The sequence below is a fragment of the Microbacterium sp. F2 genome, from assembly GCF_052274505.1.
Taxonomy (GTDB): domain Bacteria; phylum Actinomycetota; class Actinomycetes; order Actinomycetales; family Microbacteriaceae; genus Microbacterium.
This window is the reverse complement of record NZ_JBNVBV010000004.1, coordinates 135,095-153,567: the sequence shown is the minus strand read 5'-3', so window position 1 is coordinate 153,567 and position 18,473 is coordinate 135,095. Positions and strand designations below refer to the sequence as shown.

The window sequence follows — 18,473 nt, the reverse complement described above, 5'->3', positions numbered from 1 at the left end:
AAGTTCGACCCGGCCCGGCTCAGGCCAGGTGTCCGCCGGGGATGTCGAGATCGCTGGTGTGCGTGAGCGTCGTCCTCATGGCGATCTCGAGCGCGCGCGTGATGTCGGCCCGGGGGAGCGAGGCGGCGCCTGGTGGTGCGCTCTCGGCGTCCCACGGCACATGGATGAAGCCAGCCCGCAGTCCCGGTGTGTTCGCGCTCAAATGAGCAAGCGTGAAGAAGACGTCGTTGCAGACGAACGAGCCAGCCGACAAGGACACGGACGCAGGGATGCCGCCTGCCGCGATGTCGTGGGCGATCGCCTTGACAGGGAGCGAGGATGTGTACGCAAGGGGCGCCCCGGGGATGCTGGGGGTGTCGACGGGTTGGTGTCCCGCGTTATCGGGAATGCGGGCATCGCGCAGATTCACGGCGATGCGCTCCGGAGTGATGGCATCGCGACCGCCGGCCAGGCCCGTGGCAATGACGACGTCGGGGCGGTTGGCGGCGACCAGCTCGATCAGCAGCGCGCTCGCCCGGGTGAAGTCGACAGGAAGTATCGCCGTGACCAGTCGCGCCGGCCCGGTCCACGCTGCGGCCAATCGAACTACCGCGTCGCCTGACGGGTTCGACTGGTCGCCAGCGAACGGTTCGAAGCCGGTCATTAGCACGGTCGACATGCCTTCACGGTACGTGGGGCAGGTCGGTAGAATATGCTGACACGATTTAGCAACGCGGAAGAGGTCGTCAAGACCGAGCCGCAGACGCCCCCGGAGTGCTGCTCATGACCCATCCGATCCAGCTCATCGCATATGCCGACCGCCTGGGAGGGACGATTCCCGCGCTCGGTGAGGTCCTACGCGATCGATTCGCGGGAGCCTTCGGCGGCGTCCACATCCTTCCTTTCTTCACGCCCTTCGACGGCGCCGACGCCGGATTCGACCCCGATGATCACACGACAGTCGACCCTCGGCTGGGCACGTGGGACGACGTCCGCGCCCTCTCTGACGACCTCGATGTCATGGTGGATGTCATCGTCAATCACGTGTCTGCCCGCTCGCCGCAGTTCCGCGACGTCATCCAGAACGGTGACCAGTCGCCGTACGCCCAGATGTTCCTGACGATGGGCACCGTGTTTCCGGAGGGCGCGACAGAAGCCGATCTGCTGCGGATCTATCGCCCCCGACCCGGGCTCCCGTTCACCCCGTACCCGTGGGGCGAGTCGACGCGGCTGGTGTGGACCACCTTCACCGCTGCGCAGGTCGATATCGATGTGCGCAGTGCTGCCGGTTCCGCGTACCTCATCTCAATCCTGGATGCCCTGCGGGATGCCGGCACACGGATGATTCGCCTGGACGCCGTCGGCTATGCGGTGAAGACGCCGGGCACCTCGTCGTTCATGACGCCCGAGACCTTTGCTTTCATCGATGAGCTGACCGCGCTGGCGCACGAGCGTGGGCTTGAGGTCCTCGTCGAGGTCCACTCGTTCTACCGACGCCAGATCGAGATCGCCCAGCGCGTCGACCGTGTGTACGACTTCGCACTTCCGCCCCTGGTGCTGTTCGCTGCCGCGACAGGAGATCACGCGCCGCTGGCGCGCTGGATCGCTGAACGACCCGAGAACGCCGTGACCGTTCTCGACACCCACGACGGCATCGGCATCGTCGACGTCGGTCCCGACCCCGCGACGGGGGAGCCCGGGCTCTTGGATGCCGGCCAGCTCGGCGCATTGGTCGAAGCGATCCACGACGCCACGGGCGGACAAAGCCGGGCGGCAACGGGCGCTGCGGCCTCGAACCTCGACATCTATCAGGTCAACAGCACTTTCTACGACGCGATGCGGCGCGACGATCGGGCGTACCTGGCAGCTCGTGCGGTGCAGTTGTTCGTGCCCGGCATCCATCAGATCTATTACGTAGGTGCCCTCGCCGGAACCAACGACATGGATCTACTCGAACGCACGGGGGTCGGTCGCGACATCAACCGTCACCACTACAGCGACGCCGACCTGGAGCGCGACCTCGAGCGGCCTGTCGTTGCAGCTCTGTTGGATCTGTGCCGATTCCGCTCCGACGCCCCCGGTTTCGACGGGGTGTTCCAGTCCCGGCTCGACGACGACGGATGGCTGCAGATGCGGTGGGAGTCGGCATCCGGGTGGTCCGAGCTGCGGGCGCGGCTGGACCAGGGCCAAGCCGAACTGCGCTGGGCGCGTGCTGACGGGCTCGAGCATGCCACCGCGGACCTGCTCGAGATCCCTCCCACCGATGCGTGAGGCTCGGACGGGTCCAGCGCACGGCTCGCCGCGCTGGTGCGGCGCCGCGGCCTAGACTTGACGCTCGTGGTAACTCGTCTGTCGCACTACTTCCTCCGCACGCTTCGCGAAGACCCCGCCGATGCCGAGGTCACCAGCCACAAGCTCCTGGTGCGCGCCGGCTACATCCGGCGCCAGGCTCCCGGCATCTTCGCCTGGCTGCCGCTCGGCCTGCGCGTGAAGGCAAAGCTCGAGCAGATCATCCGCGACGAGATGGCGGCTGCGGGAGCCTACGAAGTGCATTTCCCGGCGCTGCTGCCCCGTGAGCCCTACGAGTTGTCAGGGCGCTGGGAGTCTTACGGCGACGGTATCTTTCGCCTCCAGGACCGCAAGGGCGCCGACTACCTTCTCGCGCCGACCCATGAGGAGATGTTCACGCTCCTGGTGAAGGACCTCTATTCCTCGTACAAGGATCTGCCGCTGGCGATCTACCAGATCCAGGACAAGTACCGTGACGAGGCTCGGCCGCGCGCGGGGCTCCTGCGTGGGCGCGAGTTCACGATGAAGGATGCCTACTCGTTCGACTACACGGATGCCGGGCTCGAGTCGTCCTACCAGGCCCAGCGTGACGCGTACGAGCGAATCTTCCAGCGGCTCGGGCTGGAGTACGTCATCGTCAACGCCGACAACGGACTCATGGGCGGGGCCCGGAGCGAGGAGTTCCTCCACCCCACACCCGTCGGTGAAGACACCTTCGTGCGCAGCGCCGGGGGATACGCCGCCAACGTCGAGGCGTTCACGACGGTCGTCCCCGCGCCCCTCCCGCTCGCCGGCCTTCCCGATCCGGTGATCTTCGATTCGCCAGGCACCCCGACGATCGCGACGCTGGTCGATCACCTCAACGCGACCGAGGCTGCCCCGGCTCCCGGCATTGCCGGTCCCGCCACGGATGACGACACGACGTGGACGGCAGCACACACGCTCAAGAACGTCGTGCTGGCCCTGACTCACCTCGACGGCACGCGAGAGATCGTCGTGGTCGGCATCCCCGGAGACCGCGACATCGACGACAAGCGCGCCGAGGTGGCGTTTGCCCCCGCCGCCGTGGAGGCGGCGACAGCCGACGATTTCGAGAACAACCCGCTCCTCGTGAAGGGCTACATCGGTCCGTGGTCGCCGACGGGCGCGATCCTCGGCGAAGAGTCGGCGACCGGTATCCGGTATCTCCTCGACCCGCGCGTCGTGGAGGGAACGTCCTGGGTGACGGGCGCGAACATCGACCAGAAGCACGTCCACTCACTCGTGGCGGGCCGGGACTTCAGCGGCGACGGCTTCGTCGAGGTGGCGAACGTTCTGCCGGGCGACCCGGCGCCGGATGGCTCTGGTCCTGTTGAGCTCGCGCGCGGAATGGAGATCGGTCACGTCTTCCAGCTCGGCCGCTTCTTCGCCGAGACGCTGGGTCTGAAGGTTCTCGACGAGAACGGCAAGCTCGTCACCGTGACGATGGGTTCGTACGGCATCGGTGTTACGCGAATCCTCGCGATCATCGCCGAACTCAGCAACGACGAGAAGGGTCTCATCTGGCCGACCGCCGTGGCGCCCTTCGACGTGCACGTCGTCGCTACGGGCAGGGATGCCGTTGCTTTCGATCTTGCGGAGCAGGCCAGCGCCCGTCTCGAGGATGCCGGTCTCGAGGTCGTCTACGACGATCGACCGAAGGTGTCTCCGGGAGTGAAGTTCGGCGATGCGGAACTTATCGGCGTGCCACGCATCCTCGTGGTCGGCCGGGGAGCGGCGACCGGCGAGGTCGAACTCTGGGACCGCCGCACCGGCGATCGCGAGACGATGCTGCTTGACGAGGCCATCGCTCGCCTCGCCGCGTGAGAGGCCCTAGTAGCTGATCTTCGCGTGCCGGACGATGTCGTCGTCCGGTGTGTCGCGGGTCACGAGCGCCTTCAGCATCCCGGCGGCCTGTGCCAGACGGTTTTGTCCGGGTTCCCAGAACTCCACCTCGACCGGTGTGACTCGCAAGAGGGTGATGCCGGGCGTGTCGAGCCCGTCTTCGAACCACACCTCCAGCGACGGCGAATACAGCTCACGCATGAGTGCATCGTCGTGGACGACACCGGCGCGACCTGCGACCGACACATAGCGCATGGCTTTCGGGTCGCAGTACGACAGTCCGACCTCGTCATCTGCTTCGGCCTCGTCGACCTTCTTGGTGTGCTCGGCCGTGAAGAACCAGATGTCGCCGTTCTCGTCCATGCGGCGGGTGCTCATCGGCCGGCTCACGAGGTTGCCGCTGTCATCGCGTGTCGTGAGCATCGTGATGTCGATGTCTTCGACGAGTTCCTTGGCGCGGGCGCGGGCTTCGGTTCCTGTCAGTTCGGTCATGCCAGCAGATTGCGTCGTGGCCGCGGGCACTCGCGAGGGGATTGACAGCGGTCACGGCTCCGCGTAACGACGCGGAAGCCGACTGGGGCGGACCCGTGTCGCTTCCACTCGCGTCACCGTGCGCTCAGAGGCCGAACTCCGCGCGTACGTGGTCCCGCATCTCAACGTACTCCGGCCGATTCCAGAAGAAGAGCAGCTTCTGAGCGATCGTCGTGTCGTTATCGGGCTCAGGCTCCAGGACGAAGGTCATGAAGCTCTCGGCGAAGTCTTCGACCACATTGGTGGCGGCGTAGTCGCTCACGAAATCGTCCTCGTGATCGAGGTAGAACTCGTATGCGAGATCGGCGTCTGCGTTGGCAGGATCGGGTGCATCCGACCCGTACTGGGCCCAGAACTCCTGGTCGAAGGCCCACAGCGCCGAGTCTGGCTCTGCGCATCCTTCGTCCAGCTGAAGGGTGTCGCAGCTCCATGCCTCGGGGTCGGTTTGGCCCGGAGACAGGCTCAGGATGTGGGCGTACTCATGGATCAGGGTGGACAGCAGCAGGTCCTCGTCTGACGCGTAGGCGAGGTTGACCACGAGTGTCCATTGCTCGGGGTCGTCGGTTTGGAGCACGTAGGCGAGCGTGTCGCTGGACTCTGAATCCCCGACGCGGAAGTCGCGGATGACGCTGCCTGCAACCTCGGGGGTCACGATCCGCATGAACATGTCCCAGACCGACTCAGTGGTTTCGTTGCCGGTGGGGGAGAGCGAGGCATCCGGCTCGACGGTGTACACCTCGACGACGCCGAGATCCTCGTCATCCTCGGTGTAGACCTCGCCGTCGTCGTACTGACCGAATCCGTCGCTCTGGTCGACGGTGCCGATGTCGGTGAACGCGGTCAGCGAGCATCCCGACAGTGCCACGACGAGCGCGACGAGGGCGGCTGAGAGGGCGGGTGCGCTCAGGCGGCGTTTCACTGCTGTGCTCCGTGGAGGTGGTCGCGGTGTTTCTGGGACTGCCGCTTCTTGGTGATGAGATCGATTGGACCGGTCACCGTGAGCTCGTCTTCCCAGCACTCGATCCCCGAGACGCCGGGGAGCAGGTCACGGGTGAAGACCGGATCCCGACCCTCTCGGCGCTGGCGTGTGTAGTCGCGCAGCAGTCGGAAGGCGATGCCCGACAGCAGAGCGATCGCGACGAGGTTGATCAACGCCATGACCCCCATGACCCCGTCCGCGAAGCTCCACACCAGGTCGGCGGAGGCGAGCGAGCCGACGAGAACCGCGAGGACGACGGCAACGCGGTAGGCGGGGAGGACGCCACGTCGGGTGGTGATGAACTCGATGTTGGACTGGCCGTAGTAGTAGTTGCCGAGGATCGACGAGAACGCGAGCAGGAAGATGATGATGCTGAGCGCAATGTTCGACCACTCGCCGAGCGTGGAGACGAGCGCCCCCTGCGTGAGTGCGATTCCTCGCGATGCGCCCGCAAGGTCTGGGACCGACACCAGGATGATGAAGGCCGTGATCGAGCAGACGAGGAACGTGTCGAAGTAGACGCCCAGCGACTGCACCAGGCCCTGCTTGACCGGGTGGGTCACGGCGGCGCTCGCGCCCGCGTTTGGAGCCGAACCCAGGCCCGCCTCGTTCGAGAACATGCCGCGACGCACGCCCGTGAGCACGATGTAGCCAAACGTCGCACCCACGACCTCGTTGAAACCCCAGGCCTGGGTGAAGATCTCTGCGAACACGACGGGAAGCTGATCGATGTGGATGGCGACCACGGCAAGGCCCAGCAGCAGGTAGGCAAGTGCCATGAGGGGCACCAGGGTCTGGGTGACCGAAGCGATGCGACGGATGCCTCCGAAGACGACGAGCGCCGTCAACAGCGCCACCACCACCCCGGTGACCGGCCCCACCCATCCGGCATCCGTCCCGAAGCTCGACGAGACAGTGTCGGCGATCGTGTTGGCCTGCAGCGAGGAGAACGCGAAGGGGAAGCAGATCAGCAGGATGACGGCAAAGAGCACGCCCATCCACCGTGCGCGGAGGCCTCGCTGCATGTAATACGCGGGACCGCCACGGAAGCCGCCCTCGGCATCCCGCACCTTGAACAGTTGAGCGAGCGAGGACTCGATGAAGCTCGAGGATGCCCCGATCAGCGCCATGAGCCACATCCAGAAGACGGCACCCGGCCCGCCCAGCGCAATCGCCGTTCCGACCCCCGCGATGTTGCCGACACCTACTCTCGACGCTGCGGAGATCGTGAAGGCCTGGAACGACGACACGGACTGCGGCGCGCCGTCGGTTGTTCGCGGCGTCTTGTCGGTGAGGGTTCGGAACATCTCCGGGAACAGTCGGATCTGCACGACGCCCGAACGAACGGTGAAGTACAGGCCCAGCCCGACGACGATCGGAAGGACGATCCAGGTCCAGATCAGGTCGCCCCACTCGACGATGAGGGAATTGGCGGCATCCACGGCATCAGTATGTCGGTTCGGCGATGGAATGAGCGAGCACACGGGACGAGCGAAGGAGTGATCGGGTAACGTGGGATGATTCCGCGCGGCGTGTGATTCGCGACGGGTAGAGCTGAATAGGGAGGTCACGATGGACATCGATCTGACACTGCTCAGAACGGTCGAGCGCGAGAAGGACATTCCGTTCGACGAACTCGTTCGCATCATCGAGCAGGCGATTCTGACCGCCTATGCCAAGCACACCTCGCCCACCGGTGAGGCCCCGGAGGGTGCGCGCGCTCAGCTGGACCGCAAGACGGGTCATGTCGCGGTCTTCGTCCCACTGCTGGATGACGAGGGCGCAGTCATCGGCGAGGAGGAGACCACTCCCGAAGACTTCGGCCGGATCGCCGCCTTCGCCGCCAAGCAGGTCATCAGTCAGCGCCTGCGTGACATCGCGGACGACGCCGTCCTGGGCGAGTTCCGTGGCAAAGAGGGCGACATCGTCGCGGGTGTCGTCCAGCAGGGGCCGAACCCCCGGATGGTGCACGTGGACCTCGGCACCGTCGAGGCGATTCTGCCGCCCGAAGAGCAGGTGCCTGGTGAGGACTACGCGCACGGCTCCCGCCTGCGGGTCTACGTCACATCCGTCTCCAAGGGGACGAAGGGTCCGTCGATCACGGTTTCGCGCACACACCCGGGTCTGGTGCGCAAGCTCTTCGCCCTGGAGGTTCCCGAGATTCCCGCGGGCCTCGTCGAGATCGTCTCCCTCGCGCGCGAGGCCGGGCACCGCAGCAAGATCGCGGTGAAGGCCAACGATCCGTCGATCAACGCCAAGGGTGCGTGCATCGGGGAGTTGGGCCGGCGCGTACGCGCGGTGACCGAGGAACTCGGCGGCGAGAAGATCGACATCGTCGACTACAGCTCCGACCTCGCGACGTTCGTCGGCAACGCCCTCTCGCCCGCGAAGGTCACGTCGAGCTTCGTACTGGATGCCAAGACCAAGGCTGTACGGGCTTTGGTGCCGGATTACCAGCTGTCTCTTGCCATCGGCAAGGAAGGGCAGAACGCGCGTCTGGCCGCCAAACTCACGGGCGCCAAGATCGACATCCAGCCCGACAGCATCCTCGACGAGTCCTGATCAGCCATCGCCCTGCGTGGGCCGGCCCGGGAGGGCAGGTGTAGGATGGAACCCGTACGAACGTGCGTCGGATGTCGCACGCGTTCTGCCCGATCGGCGCTTCTTCGCGTCGTGGCCATCGAATCCGCACTCGTCTGGGACGAGCGGGCGTCGATGCCGGGGCGGGGGGCGTGGGTTCACCCGACCGGAGAGTGCATTGACGCGGCACTGAAGCGTCGAGCTTTCGTACGCGCGCTACGCGCCCAGGCTCCCCTGGATTCGCAAGCGCTCACGAAACGGCTGAACGAGAAACGGCTGAATGGCAATGGACACAAAGTGAACGGCTCGAAATGAGACCCGTCCGCAACTAGTGGTCCGCCCCTGTCTGGGCGGGCCCCAGACAGGAGAACTGTGGCAAAACCACGCGTGCACGAGATCGCATCCGAACTCGGCATTGACAGCAAGGTCGCTCTCGCAAAGCTGAAGGAGCTCGGCGAGTTCGTCAAGAGCCCTTCCTCGACGATTGAGCCGCCGGTCGCGCGTAAGCTCCGCGCGGCGTTTGAGGGCCAGGCTGCTGGCGCGTCCGCGTCCAGCGGTGCCGCTGCGCCTACGGGCACAGCAGGAGCGCGCCCCGCGCCGCGTCCCAGTGCGGCATCGGGCCGCTCGGGATCGCGCCCTGCAGCTACCCCCGGGGCAGCAACTCCGGGACCACGCCCCGGGCCGAAGCCGGCAGAAGAAACCGTGGCTCCGGCACCGGCTGCATCTGCCGCCCCCGCCGCGCCCACCAAGCCGAGCGCACCGGCATCCGAAAGCGCCCCGGCCGAGGCGGGATCTTCCGCCGCGCCGCCGCCGCAAGCTCCGCGTCCCGGCGGCGCACCGCGCCCCGGTAACAACCCGTTCGCGTCGCAGCAGGGCATGGGTCAGCGCCCGGCGGGACCGCGTCCCGGTAACAACCCGTTCGCGTCGCAGCAGGGCATGGGTCAGCGCCCGACTCCCGCCAACATTCCGCGGCCCCAGGCCCCGCGTCCCGGTTCGCCCGGACGCCCCGGTGGCCCCGGCCGTCCGGGCGGCGCGGGTCGTCCCGGCGGCGCCGGTCGTCCCGGCGCGCCGTTCCAGCAGCGTCCCGGCGGTCCCGGTCGTCCCGGCGGCGCTGGCGGTGGCTTCGCCCGTCCTGGCGCGCCCGCAGGCGGTGGCGGTTTCCCCGCCCGTCCCGGTGGTGGCGGCCGCGGCCGTGGCCCCGGCGGTGGTACCGCTGGTGCGTTCGGTAAGGGCGGCGGCAAGTCCAAGCAGCGCAAGTCGCGTCGGGCAAAGCGTCAAGAATTCGAGATGAGGGATGCCCCACAGGTCGGTGGCGTCAACGTCCAGAAGGGCAACGGCGAGATCATTCGCCTGCGTCGTGGCGCGTCGATCTCGGACTTCGCCGACAAGCTCGAAGCGATCCGCGGCTACACGGTGCAGCCCGGCACGCTCGTGACGATCCTGTTCAACCTCGGTGAGATGGCCACAGCAACCGAGTCGCTGGATGAGGCGACGTTCGAGGTGCTCGGCGCCGAGCTCGGCTACAAGATCCAGATGGTCTCGCCCGAGGACGAGGACAAGGAACTGCTCGAAGGCTTCGGTCTGAACCTCGAGCAGGAGCTGGCCGAAGAGGACGACGAAGACCTCGAGATCCGTCCCCCCGTCGTGACCGTCATGGGTCACGTCGATCACGGTAAGACCCGTCTGCTCGACGCCATCCGTCAGACCAATGTCGTCGCGGGTGAGGCCGGTGGCATCACCCAGCACATCGGTGCCTACCAGGTGTGGACTGAGCACGAAGACATCGAACGGGCCATCACCTTCATCGACACCCCGGGTCACGAGGCGTTCACCGCCATGCGTGCCCGTGGTGCGCAGGTGACCGACCTCGCGATCCTCGTGGTCGCCGCCGACGACGGCATCATGCCCCAGACGGTCGAGGCGCTCAACCACGCACAGGCCGCCGGGGTGCCGATCGTTGTGGCAGTCAACAAGGTCGACAAGCCGGATGCCAACCCGCAGAAGGTCCGCCAGCAGCTGACCGAGTACGGTCTGGTCGCCGAGGAGTACGGCGGCGACGTCATGTTCGTCGACGTGTCGGCGCGCCAGGGGACCGGCATCCGGGATCTGCTCGACGCTGTTCTGCTCACCGCGGATGCCGGCCTCGACCTGCGTGCGAACCCGAACAAGGACGCACGCGGTGTCGCGATCGAAGCCAAGCTCGACAAGGGCCGTGGTTCGGTGGCGACAGTGCTCATCCAGTCCGGAACGCTGCGGGTCGGCGACGCGATCGTCGCTGGCACCGCATATGGCCGTGTTCGCGCGATGGTCGACGAGAACGGTGACCCGGTCGAGGAGGCAGCGCCCTCGCGTCCGGTGCAGGTTCAGGGTCTGAACTCCGTGCCCCGTGCTGGTGACGTGTTCATCGTGACCGACGAAGACCGCATGGCCCGCCAGATCGCCGAGAAGCGTGAGGCGGCCGAGCGCAACGCTCAGCTGGCCAAGGCGCGCAAGCGCATCTCGCTCGAGGACTTCACCCGGGCGCTCGAAGAGGGCAAGGTCGAATCGCTCAACCTCATCATCAAGGGCGACGTGTCCGGTGCCGTCGAGGCGCTGGAAGAGTCGCTGCTCAAGATCGAGGTCGACGATTCAGTGCAGCTGCGCATCATCCACCGCGGTGTCGGTGCGATCACCGAGTCCGACGTGAACCTGGCGACGATCGACAACGCGATCATCCTGGGCTTCAACGTCCGACCGGACTCGAAGGCGCGCGAGCGGGCTGCCCGCGAGGGCGTCGACATCCGGTTCTACTCGGTCATCTACAACGCGATCGACGACGTCGAGCAGTCCCTCAAGGGCCTTCTCAAGCCGGAGTTCGAAGAGGTGCAGTCGGGTGTCGCCGAGATCCGCGAGGTGTTCCGCTCCTCGAAGTTCGGCAACATCGCCGGATGTATCGTCCGCAGCGGCACGATCACCCGCAATGCCAAGGCGCGCGTCATCCGCGAGGGTGTCGTCATCGCCGATGGCCTGGCAATCGAGTCGCTTCGCCGGTTCAAGGATGACGTCACCGAGGTTCGCACCGACTACGAGTGCGGTATCGGCCTCGGCAAGTTCAACGACATCCAGGTCGGCGACGAGATCGAGACGACCGAGCTCGTGGAGAAGCCGCGCGGCTAAGAACCGCTACACGCTGTGATTCAGGATGTCCCGCCCGCTCAGGTCGGGGCATCCTGAATCTCGGTGGTTATGCAAGCGCAAGGAGAGATGACATGACTGGGGAACGTCAGGCACGCATGGCCGACCGGATCAAGGTGCTCGTTGCCGAGCGTCTGGAGAAGGGGCTGCGCGATCCTCGCATGGGGTTCGTCACGATCACTGACGTTCGCGTCACGGGTGACCTGCAGCACGCGTCAGTCTTCTACACAGTCTTGGGCAGCGAGGAGGAGCGGACCTCGACAGCTGACGCGCTGCGAGCCGCGACCGGGATGCTCCGGAGCGAGGTCGGGCGAAAGCTCGGCGTGCGGCTGACCCCGACGCTGGAGTTCATCCACGACGGTCTGGCCGAGGATGCCGGACACATCGAGGACCTGCTTCGTGAGGCGCGCGAACGGGACGACGCCGTTGCGGGCCTTGCTGCATCTGCAACCTACGCGGGCGACGCCGACCCGTACGTGGCGCCGCGCGCTCTCGCCGACGACGAGGACTGAGTTCTCGGCTCCGATCAGTTCAGCCGTGCACCGGGGTGCGCACGGCTGATTGGAGTGAGCGACCCCAGTGGCGAGCTCGCTCTAATTCACCGGCTATGAGCGGCCCCTGGATGTCGGAGACATAGAAGCTCCGTGACGCGACAGGGACGAAGCCGCGCGTTCGGCCCTCCTTGGCCGCAGCCCGACTGGCAGAGCCCGGCACCCACCGCTGCTTGGTGTGCGTGTCAAACGTTGCAAGCGAGACCGGTGTGGTCACGCTGACAGCGCCCAGCCATTCGCGAAGACCGCGGGAGCTGGCTCGCACGGCCCCGCGTGAGACGGCGTCGTACCGCGTTGCTTGGCGCGACATCGAGAACGCGTGAGTCGGGCCACCGGCGACGACGAGCGCGACATCCGTCGGCACCGTCAGCAGCGCGCTGTCGACATCCGTGATCGACACATCCGACCACTCCGCCAGGCCTTCGGCCGTCGCGCGGGCGATATCGCGGGTGTTGCCGAACATCGACTCGTAGATCACCACTGTCTTCACGAGACGTGAGGCTACGGTGTCGCGGGGACCTCGGATAGGGACCTTCGCCCCCGTGGGAGACAGGCGGCACCGTCCTCGAGTTCGATGAGTCCATCGGTGATGAGGGAATCGATCGCCCGGTCGCGCTGCATCCGATCCGGCCAGTCCGGCGCGAGATTCTCGGCTGCGAGGGGGGAGGGCGCGACCTGCCGGAGCGCTCGCAGGACGAGCCCGCGAACCTGGCGGTCGCTTCCCTCGTAGGTGGCCTGTCGCGGGCGTCGGTCTCCGGTGTCGGGGTAGCCGGTAGCCCGCCATGCGCATCTCTGCGCGATCGGACACGCGTCGCACCGCGGACCTCGCGCCGTGCAGACTGTCGCGCCGAGCTCCATCGTCGCGGCGTTGAAGAGTGCAGCATCCGCGCGCTCGTCGGGCAGGAGGGCCGCCATGGCGTCGAGGTCTCGCCGGGACGGGGGCCCCGGCTGGGATCGGGCGTCGATCACGCGCGCGAGGACCCTGCGTGTGTTGGTGTCGACGACCGGATGCCGATCGCCGTACGCGAAGACCGCCACCGCGCGAGCCGTGTAGTCGCCGATGCCGGTCAGAGCCAAGAGGTCGTCCACGTCTCGGGGAACCACGCCTCCGTGTCGTGTGGTGATCTCTTCCGCTGCGCGGTGAAGCCACAGTGCGCGCCGGGGGTATCCCAGGTTCGCCCACTGTGTGACGGCCTCGGCGGGAGACGCCTCGGCAAGGTCGGCCGGTGTCGGCCAGCGCTCTAGCCACGCTTCCAGGTGCGGAATCACGCGGGCGACCGGCGTCTGCTGCAGCATGAACTCGCTGACAAGGATCGCCCACGCGCCGACTCCGGGCCTGCGCCAGGGCAGATCTCTCGCGTTGTGTCGAAACCACTCGTTGAGGTCGGACGCGAGCGGATGCACGACCTCCAGCCTATGCGTCCCGCGCGACGGTCGGAGAGATCGGTTTCGGCCGGGCCGAAGGGGGAGCCTGCGCTCGGAGAATAGGCTGGGAGTATGCGTCTGCCCGCCACACCGCCAGTGACGCTGATGCGTGAACTGGTCAGCGGGCTTCCCCGGCGGCAGCTGGCAGGCCGCTCGATCGTCGCTGTGGACGGGGCCGACGGCGCCGGGAAGACCGTGTTCGCCGACACCCTCGCGGCTGTCATGAACGACGTGGGCATGGTGGCAGTGCGCGCGTCGATCGACGGCTTCCACCGCCCTCGTGCGGAGCGCTACGCGCGCGGCAGGCGCTCGCCCGAGGGGTTCTACCTCGACTCCTATGACTACGCGACCTTCCGCCGGGTGCTGGTCGACCCGTTTCGCGAGGGCGGGCTGACCGGTGCGACCACCGGCTTCCAGGTGGCCGCGTTCGATCCTGAGCGCGACATCCCGGTTGAAGCAGAGTGGACGACAGTGCCGCAGGATGCCGTCCTGGTCGTCGACGGCATTTTTCTGCATCGGCCTGAACTCATCGACATCTGGGATTGGTCGTTCTGGCTGGAGGCACCCGCGGAGGTGCGCTTCGCCCGGATGGCGCAACGCGACGGCACAGACCCCGACCCGGCTGCTGCGTCGAACGAGCGCTATCGCGTGGGCCAGGAGATGTATGTCGAACGCGTCAACCCCGTGGCTCTCGCCGCCGTTCGCATCGACAACTCCGATCCGGCGAACCCGAAGGTGATTCGATGAGCGATCCGAGCGGCATCCTGCTCGTCGACAAGCCAGGCGGCATGACCAGTCATGATGTGGTGGCCCGCGCCCGCCGCGCCCTCGATACGCGCAAGGTCGGCCACGCCGGAACACTGGATCCGATGGCCACGGGACTCCTCGTGCTCGGTGTCGGCGCTTCGACACGCCTGCTGACCTTCATCGTTGGCCTGGACAAGACCTACGAGGCGACGATTCGGCTGGGAGTCTCGACCGCCACCGACGACGCCGAGGGCGAGATCACCGCGGTGGCGTCTGCCCAGGCGGTGACGGATGCAGACATCGGTGCCGGCATCGACGCGCTCACCGGAACGATCGATCAGGTGCCCAGTGCCGTCTCGGCGATCAAGGTCGACGGGCGCCGCGCGTACGACCGCGTCCGCGCGGGGGAGCAGGTCGAGCTCGCGGCGCGTACCGTGACGGTATCGCGATTCGAGGTTCGGCACACGCGCCGGCGCGCGACGGATGCCGACAGCGCGCCGATACCGGTGATCGACCTCGACGTTGTGGTCGATTGCTCCAGCGGAACCTATATCCGTGCCCTCGCTCGAGATCTCGGCGCCTCGCTCGGGGTCGGAGGACACCTGATCGCGTTGCGACGCACCCGCATCGGCCCGTTCCTCGTCGCCGATGGGGCGGGACTCGACGACATAACTGCCGCTCGGCTGCTGGCGCCGGCGGCAGTCGCGACGGCGGTTCTCGGCGCAGTCCCGGTCACCGGGGAGGAAGCGCGCGACCTCCGCCACGGCAAGCGGATCCTCGATGCCGCGGACCGACTGTCCTCAGGGACAGCGGCCATCGGCCCTGACGGGCGGCTGGTCGGCATCCTGGAGCGGCGCGGCAACGATCTGAAGAGTGCGATGAACATGGCGGAGGGTTCATGATCCTGTGGTTCACCTACGTGCAGGTGGCAGTGGCGGTCCTGGGAGGTCTGCTCTGCGTCATCCTGGGTCTTGTCGGGCGTCGCCCGAGCGACTACACGGTCGGGGCTCTCGCACTGCTGGAGCTGCTGCTGGTGGCACAGGTCGTCATCGCGATCGTGGCGCCCTTCGTCGGTAACCTGCCGACCGGGAGCGTGCTCGAGTTCTGGGTCTACCTCGTCTCGGCGGCGCTCCTTCCGCCGGCAGCTGTGATCTGGGCGCTGCTCGAGCGCAGCCGATGGAGCACGGTCATCATGGGGATCGCTGCGCTGTCGGTTGCCGTGATGGTGTGGCGGATGCAGGTCATCTGGACGATCCAGGTCGGTTGAACGCCCCGCGCGGGTCGCTGCTCGCCCCGAGACCGGCTGCGTGGGACGTAGGATGAATGCCGCTATGACTACGCCTTCCCGACCCCGCATGACAGGAATCGGACGGGTACTCGTGATCGTCTACGCGATCATGGCCCTGGCGGCCACCGGTCGCTCGTTCGTTCAGATTGCGCGCGAGTTCGACGAGGCCCCTGTCGCTTACACACTGTCGGCGCTGGCCGCTGTGGTCTACATCGTCGCGACCCTCGCGCTCATCTTCGCCGGACGCCGTGGCTGGTACCTGGTCGCGTGGATCGCGATCTCGTTCGAACTCGCCGGCGTGCTCATCGTGGGGACGCTCAGCTACCTCGTCCCCGAGATCTTCGGGCACCCGTCGGTGTGGTCCTATTTCGGGGGAATCGGCCCGGGCGGGTATATCGGATACGTCTTCGTTCCGCTCATCCTGCCGTTCCTGGGGCTGTGGTGGCTCTGGTCGCACCGGCCTTCCCGCGTTGCCGCTCTCGACGAGGTCGCCGCCGCGTCATGATCGTCTTTCGAGATCCGGCCGAGGTGCCGCCGGGCTTCGGCCCGAGCGTTGTTGTCATCGGCAAGTTCGATGGCGTGCACTCCGGTCACCGCGCAGTGATCGCCCGCGCACGAGTGAAGGCAGTGTCGATGGGTGCCACCGTCGTCGCCGTCACGTTCGACCGGAATCCGCTTGCGCTGCTGGCCCCCGACAAGTGCCCCGAGAACCTCATCGGGGTGAACCAGAAGGTCCGGCTGCTCGCCGACACCGGCGTTGACGCCGTACTGGTGTTGCGCTTCGACGAAGATCTCGCGTCTCTGGAGGCTGACGAGTTCGCGCGCCTCGTGCTCGTTGACACTTTGGCGGCGCAAGCCGTGCTGGTAGGTGCCGACTTCCGCTTCGGGCGCGGCGGCGCAGGCACGGCGGAGTCCCTCACCGCTTTGGGTCTCACTCACGGTTTCGATGTGGATGTCGTCCATGACGTGCGAGCTGCCGACCGAGGCAGGCGCGTCTCGTCGACCTGGATCAGGGAGCTGTTGAGCTCCGGGGACGTCGCGGGCGCCCGCAAGTTGCTCGGGCGCGACCATTCCGTCGTCGGCGAGGTCGTCCACGGGCTCAAGCGCGGACGAGAGATCGGGTATCCGACAGCGAACCTCAGCCCCGACCTCGAGGGGTTCGTCCCGGCTGACGGGGTCTACGCCGGATGGCTGATCGACGAAGCGGATGCCAGTGGTCTGCGCCCCGGCATCCGCTACCCGGCAGCGATCAGCATCGGCACAAACCCGACGTTTGATGACGTCGCATCGCGGCAGGTCGAGGCTTACGTCCTCGACGAGACCGACCTCGACCTCTACGGCCATCACGTCGAAGTGAGGTTCGTTGAGCGCATCCGTGGCATGGGAGCGTTCGAGGGCATCGACGCCCTCGTCGCCCAGATCGCCGACGATGTCGAGCGCACCCGCGAGATTCTCGCGCGGGATCAGTCCACTGACTGATCCCGACGGCTGAGAGCTAGTAGGAGGACTCGTCCACCGCGCCGCTGGCCGTTCCTCCGGCGGCGATTCTCCGAAGCTCGCCAAGGATCGTCGCGCTGCCGCTTGTGCCCAGTCGGGTTGCGCCAGCCTCAAGCATCATCAACGCGTCCTGGAGGCTGCGTACCCCACCGGATGCCTTCACCTGCGTGTCCGGCCCCACGGTGCGCCGCATGAGACTCACCGTTTCGACCGTCGCGCCACCGCCGGCGAAGCCCGTCGAGGTCTTCACGAAGTCGGCTCCCGCCTCTTCTGCAAGGCGGGACCCCCGCTCGATCTGCTCGTCGTCGAGGAGGGATACCTCGAGGATGACCTTGGTGACAGCGCCGCCCGCGGCCTCGACGACGGCACGGATGTCGTCACGGACCACATCGTCGAATCCCGAACGCAGCGCGCCGATGTTGACCACCATGTCGAACTCGGTAGCGCCGTCCGCGGCGGCCTGTCGGGTCTCCGCTACCTTCGCGGCGGTCGAGGTGGTTCCGTGGGGGAAGCCGATGACGGTGCCGACGGCGACGCCGGAGCCGTCGAGGAACTGCACAGCATGGGCGACATCGGAGGGGCGGACGCACACGCTGAAGACCTTCCAGTCCCGGGCGATCGTCAGCTGCGCGTCGACGTCGTCGCGCGTGAACTCGGGCTTCAAGATCGCGTGGTCGATCGTGGCTGCCAGCTGTGCCTCGGTGATCTGGTCGGTGGTGTCGCTCATGCCTTCAGCCTACGCACCGGTCGGCGCGGGGGACAGCAGAACAGGCAAGCGCGGGGTATCGTCGCTCCTGCTGTCGAGCCCAAGGAGAACAGGATGCGTTCGAGATCCCTCGCCGCCGTCGTGCTGATCGCAGGTGTCCTTGTCCTCGCGGGCTGCGATGCGCTGCCGACGGAGACCCCCGAACCGACGGCATCCGAGTCCACGACTCCTCCCGCTCCCAGCGCAAGCTCGACACCCGAACCCTCGCCGACCGCGGACGCGGGGTTCGGGGTGCCGGATTCGTGCGAAGCGCTGTATTCGCCCGCAATGTTCGCCGAGCTGAACGGCACCAACCCGCCACTGAACGACCCCGGCATCACGATCTACGCGACGGAGAACGTCGCAGCCCTGGAGATTCTGAACTCCGGGATTCCGACGTTGCGGTGCTCGTGGGGTGCCGCCGGGGCGCCGGGCCTGGTGACCAACGTCTCGCTCGTCTCAGCTGACCAGTCCGCGGCACTGCTGAACGCCTTCGCCGGCTCAGGTATGGCGTGTGAGGAACTCGGCGCAGGGACGGTGTGCCGCATCGAGCAGCAGGCCATCGACCGCGACGACAACATCGTCACCATCGGCGAGACGCACTATCTGCGCGGCACCGGCTGGGTCGCCACCCACTGGGTGAATTTCGCACCGGAGGGCTACACCGAGGACATCGTCGCCACCCTGTGGCAGTGATGATGCGCCTCGCACTCGCGCTAGACTAGGGGCGACGCCGCGTCAGATTGCACAGCTCGCAGAAGCGAGTGCCCGTGTTCTCGTGAGCCGCAGGCGTCGATGTTCAAGTGAGATCGCGTCTGTTCCAGA

At 66.8% G+C, this 18,473-nt stretch carries 19 protein-coding genes; 12 read left to right on the top strand and 7 right to left on the bottom strand.

The window, feature by feature from the left end; translation table 11 throughout:
• Positions 1–19: 19 nt before the first annotated feature.
• Complete coding sequence (locus ACQVDU_RS09740; protein WP_443477003.1) at positions 20–658, bottom strand: pyroglutamyl-peptidase I; 639 nt, start codon at positions 656–658, stop codon at positions 20–22.
• A 104-nt stretch (positions 659–762) separates the two neighbouring features.
• Here ACQVDU_RS09740 and gtfA point away from each other — a divergent pair, with 104 nt between their 5' ends.
• Positions 763–2,250, top strand: coding sequence for a sucrose phosphorylase (gtfA, locus tag ACQVDU_RS09735; protein ID WP_292711977.1), 1,488 nt, complete (start codon positions 763–765; stop codon positions 2,248–2,250).
• 66 nt (positions 2,251–2,316) lie between these two features.
• The gene (locus ACQVDU_RS09730; protein ID WP_443477002.1) at positions 2,317–4,113 is read left to right on the top strand and encodes a proline--tRNA ligase; all 1,797 of its coding nucleotides are present in this window, start codon (positions 2,317–2,319) and stop codon (positions 4,111–4,113) included.
• Between the two features lie 6 nt (positions 4,114–4,119).
• On the opposite strand, the gene ACQVDU_RS09725 is transcribed toward ACQVDU_RS09730, so the two are convergent.
• From ACQVDU_RS09725 to ACQVDU_RS09715, 3 genes are all read right to left on the bottom strand, one after another.
• Positions 4,120–4,623: a pyridoxamine 5'-phosphate oxidase family protein gene (locus ACQVDU_RS09725; RefSeq protein WP_300593512.1), complete on the bottom strand. Its 504-nt coding sequence runs from the start codon at positions 4,621–4,623 to the stop codon at positions 4,120–4,122.
• A gap of 124 nt (positions 4,624–4,747) precedes the next feature.
• Positions 4,748–5,581: an NADH:ubiquinone oxidoreductase subunit 4 (chain M) gene (locus ACQVDU_RS09720; RefSeq protein ID WP_443477001.1), complete on the bottom strand. Its 834-nt coding sequence runs from the start codon at positions 5,579–5,581 to the stop codon at positions 4,748–4,750.
• Entirely contained in the window at positions 5,578–7,083 is a 1,506-nt protein-coding gene (locus tag ACQVDU_RS09715) for an alanine/glycine:cation symporter family protein (protein ID WP_443477000.1), read from the bottom strand. Before ACQVDU_RS09715 ends, ACQVDU_RS09720 begins: the two co-directional genes overlap by 4 nt.
• A gap of 130 nt (positions 7,084–7,213) precedes the next feature.
• Between ACQVDU_RS09715 and nusA the strand changes: the two genes are divergently transcribed.
• The 4 genes from nusA to rbfA all read left to right on the top strand — a co-directional run bounded on the left by nusA (position 7,214) and on the right by rbfA (position 11,907).
• Positions 7,214–8,203, top strand: coding sequence for a transcription termination factor NusA (nusA, locus tag ACQVDU_RS09710; RefSeq protein WP_341579523.1), 990 nt, complete (start codon positions 7,214–7,216; stop codon positions 8,201–8,203).
• A 45-nt stretch (positions 8,204–8,248) separates the two neighbouring features.
• On the top strand, positions 8,249–8,536 hold the full coding sequence (locus ACQVDU_RS09705; RefSeq protein ID WP_300594931.1) for a YlxR family protein: 288 nt from the start codon (positions 8,249–8,251) through the stop codon (positions 8,534–8,536).
• 57 nt (positions 8,537–8,593) lie between these two features.
• Entirely contained in the window at positions 8,594–11,377 is a 2,784-nt protein-coding gene (gene infB / locus ACQVDU_RS09700; RefSeq protein ID WP_443476999.1) for a translation initiation factor IF-2, read from the top strand.
• A 92-nt stretch (positions 11,378–11,469) separates the two neighbouring features.
• Positions 11,470–11,907 (top strand): 30S ribosome-binding factor RbfA, encoded by a 438-nt coding sequence (rbfA, locus tag ACQVDU_RS09695; RefSeq protein ID WP_300594926.1) that lies wholly within the window; start codon positions 11,470–11,472, stop codon positions 11,905–11,907.
• Between the two features lie 19 nt (positions 11,908–11,926).
• Here rbfA and ACQVDU_RS09690 read toward each other — a convergent pair whose 3' ends face one another.
• The gene (locus ACQVDU_RS09690) at positions 11,927–12,436 is read right to left on the bottom strand and encodes a flavodoxin family protein (protein ID WP_300594923.1); all 510 of its coding nucleotides are present in this window, start codon (positions 12,434–12,436) and stop codon (positions 11,927–11,929) included.
• A gap of 11 nt (positions 12,437–12,447) precedes the next feature.
• Entirely contained in the window at positions 12,448–13,350 is a 903-nt protein-coding gene (locus tag ACQVDU_RS09685; RefSeq protein ID WP_443476998.1) for an A/G-specific adenine glycosylase, read from the bottom strand.
• Between the two features lie 93 nt (positions 13,351–13,443).
• Between ACQVDU_RS09685 and ACQVDU_RS09680 the strand changes: the two genes are divergently transcribed.
• The 5 genes from ACQVDU_RS09680 (at position 13,444) to ACQVDU_RS09660 (ending at position 16,885) form a co-directional block, all read left to right on the top strand.
• Positions 13,444–14,118: a uridine kinase gene (locus tag ACQVDU_RS09680; protein ID WP_443476997.1), complete on the top strand. Its 675-nt coding sequence runs from the start codon at positions 13,444–13,446 to the stop codon at positions 14,116–14,118.
• Positions 14,115–15,020 (top strand): tRNA pseudouridine(55) synthase TruB, encoded by a 906-nt coding sequence (gene truB, locus ACQVDU_RS09675; RefSeq protein ID WP_300594914.1) that lies wholly within the window; start codon positions 14,115–14,117, stop codon positions 15,018–15,020. The genes ACQVDU_RS09680 and truB overlap by 4 nt, the downstream gene beginning before the upstream one ends.
• Positions 15,017–15,385 carry a hypothetical protein gene (locus ACQVDU_RS09670; protein WP_443476996.1) on the top strand — a complete coding sequence of 123 codons (369 nt, stop codon included), beginning with the start codon at positions 15,017–15,019 and terminating at the stop codon, positions 15,383–15,385. Before truB ends, ACQVDU_RS09670 begins: the two co-directional genes overlap by 4 nt.
• Positions 15,386–15,449: 64 nt before the next feature.
• Positions 15,450–15,911 (top strand): hypothetical protein, encoded by a 462-nt coding sequence (locus tag ACQVDU_RS09665; RefSeq protein ID WP_443476995.1) that lies wholly within the window; start codon positions 15,450–15,452, stop codon positions 15,909–15,911.
• A complete protein-coding gene (locus ACQVDU_RS09660) occupies positions 15,908–16,885 on the top strand; it encodes a bifunctional riboflavin kinase/FAD synthetase (RefSeq protein ID WP_443476994.1) in 978 nt (325 codons plus the stop codon). Before ACQVDU_RS09665 ends, ACQVDU_RS09660 begins: the two co-directional genes overlap by 4 nt.
• A 16-nt stretch (positions 16,886–16,901) precedes the next feature.
• On the opposite strand, the gene deoC is transcribed toward ACQVDU_RS09660, so the two are convergent.
• Complete coding sequence (gene deoC / locus ACQVDU_RS09655; RefSeq protein ID WP_443476993.1) at positions 16,902–17,630, bottom strand: deoxyribose-phosphate aldolase; 729 nt, start codon at positions 17,628–17,630, stop codon at positions 16,902–16,904.
• A 93-nt stretch (positions 17,631–17,723) separates the two neighbouring features.
• On the opposite strand from deoC, the gene ACQVDU_RS09650 reads away from it, so the two are divergent.
• Entirely contained in the window at positions 17,724–18,344 is a 621-nt protein-coding gene (locus ACQVDU_RS09650; RefSeq protein WP_443476992.1) for a hypothetical protein, read from the top strand.
• Positions 18,345–18,473: the final 129 nt, after the last annotated feature.

What these genes read in the sequence shown, in the direction of transcription:
- gtfA (WP_292711977.1), top strand. Translation starts at nt 763, where the DNA reads ATGACCCATCCGATCCAGCTCATCGCATATGCCGACCGCCTGGGAGGG.
- ACQVDU_RS09665 (WP_443476995.1), top strand. Translation starts at nt 15,450, where the DNA reads ATGACTACGCCTTCCCGACCCCGCATGACAGGAATCGGACGGGTACTC.
- ACQVDU_RS09705 (WP_300594931.1), top strand. Translation starts at nt 8,249, where the DNA reads ATGGAACCCGTACGAACGTGCGTCGGATGTCGCACGCGTTCTGCCCGA.
- nusA (WP_341579523.1), top strand. Translation starts at nt 7,214, where the DNA reads ATGGACATCGATCTGACACTGCTCAGAACGGTCGAGCGCGAGAAGGAC.
- truB (WP_300594914.1), top strand. Translation starts at nt 14,115, where the DNA reads ATGAGCGATCCGAGCGGCATCCTGCTCGTCGACAAGCCAGGCGGCATG.
- ACQVDU_RS09660 (WP_443476994.1), top strand. Translation starts at nt 15,908, where the DNA reads ATGATCGTCTTTCGAGATCCGGCCGAGGTGCCGCCGGGCTTCGGCCCG.
- rbfA (WP_300594926.1), top strand. Translation starts at nt 11,470, where the DNA reads ATGACTGGGGAACGTCAGGCACGCATGGCCGACCGGATCAAGGTGCTC.
- ACQVDU_RS09680 (WP_443476997.1), top strand. Translation starts at nt 13,444, where the DNA reads ATGCGTCTGCCCGCCACACCGCCAGTGACGCTGATGCGTGAACTGGTC.
- ACQVDU_RS09725 (WP_300593512.1), bottom strand. Translation starts at nt 4,623, where the DNA reads ATGACCGAACTGACAGGAACCGAAGCCCGCGCCCGCGCCAAGGAACTC.
- ACQVDU_RS09670 (WP_443476996.1), top strand. Translation starts at nt 15,017, where the DNA reads ATGATCCTGTGGTTCACCTACGTGCAGGTGGCAGTGGCGGTCCTGGGA.
- ACQVDU_RS09650 (WP_443476992.1), top strand. Translation starts at nt 17,724, where the DNA reads ATGCGTTCGAGATCCCTCGCCGCCGTCGTGCTGATCGCAGGTGTCCTT.
- deoC (WP_443476993.1), bottom strand. Translation starts at nt 17,630, where the DNA reads ATGAGCGACACCACCGACCAGATCACCGAGGCACAGCTGGCAGCCACG.
- ACQVDU_RS09740 (WP_443477003.1), bottom strand. Translation starts at nt 658, where the DNA reads ATGTCGACCGTGCTAATGACCGGCTTCGAACCGTTCGCTGGCGACCAG.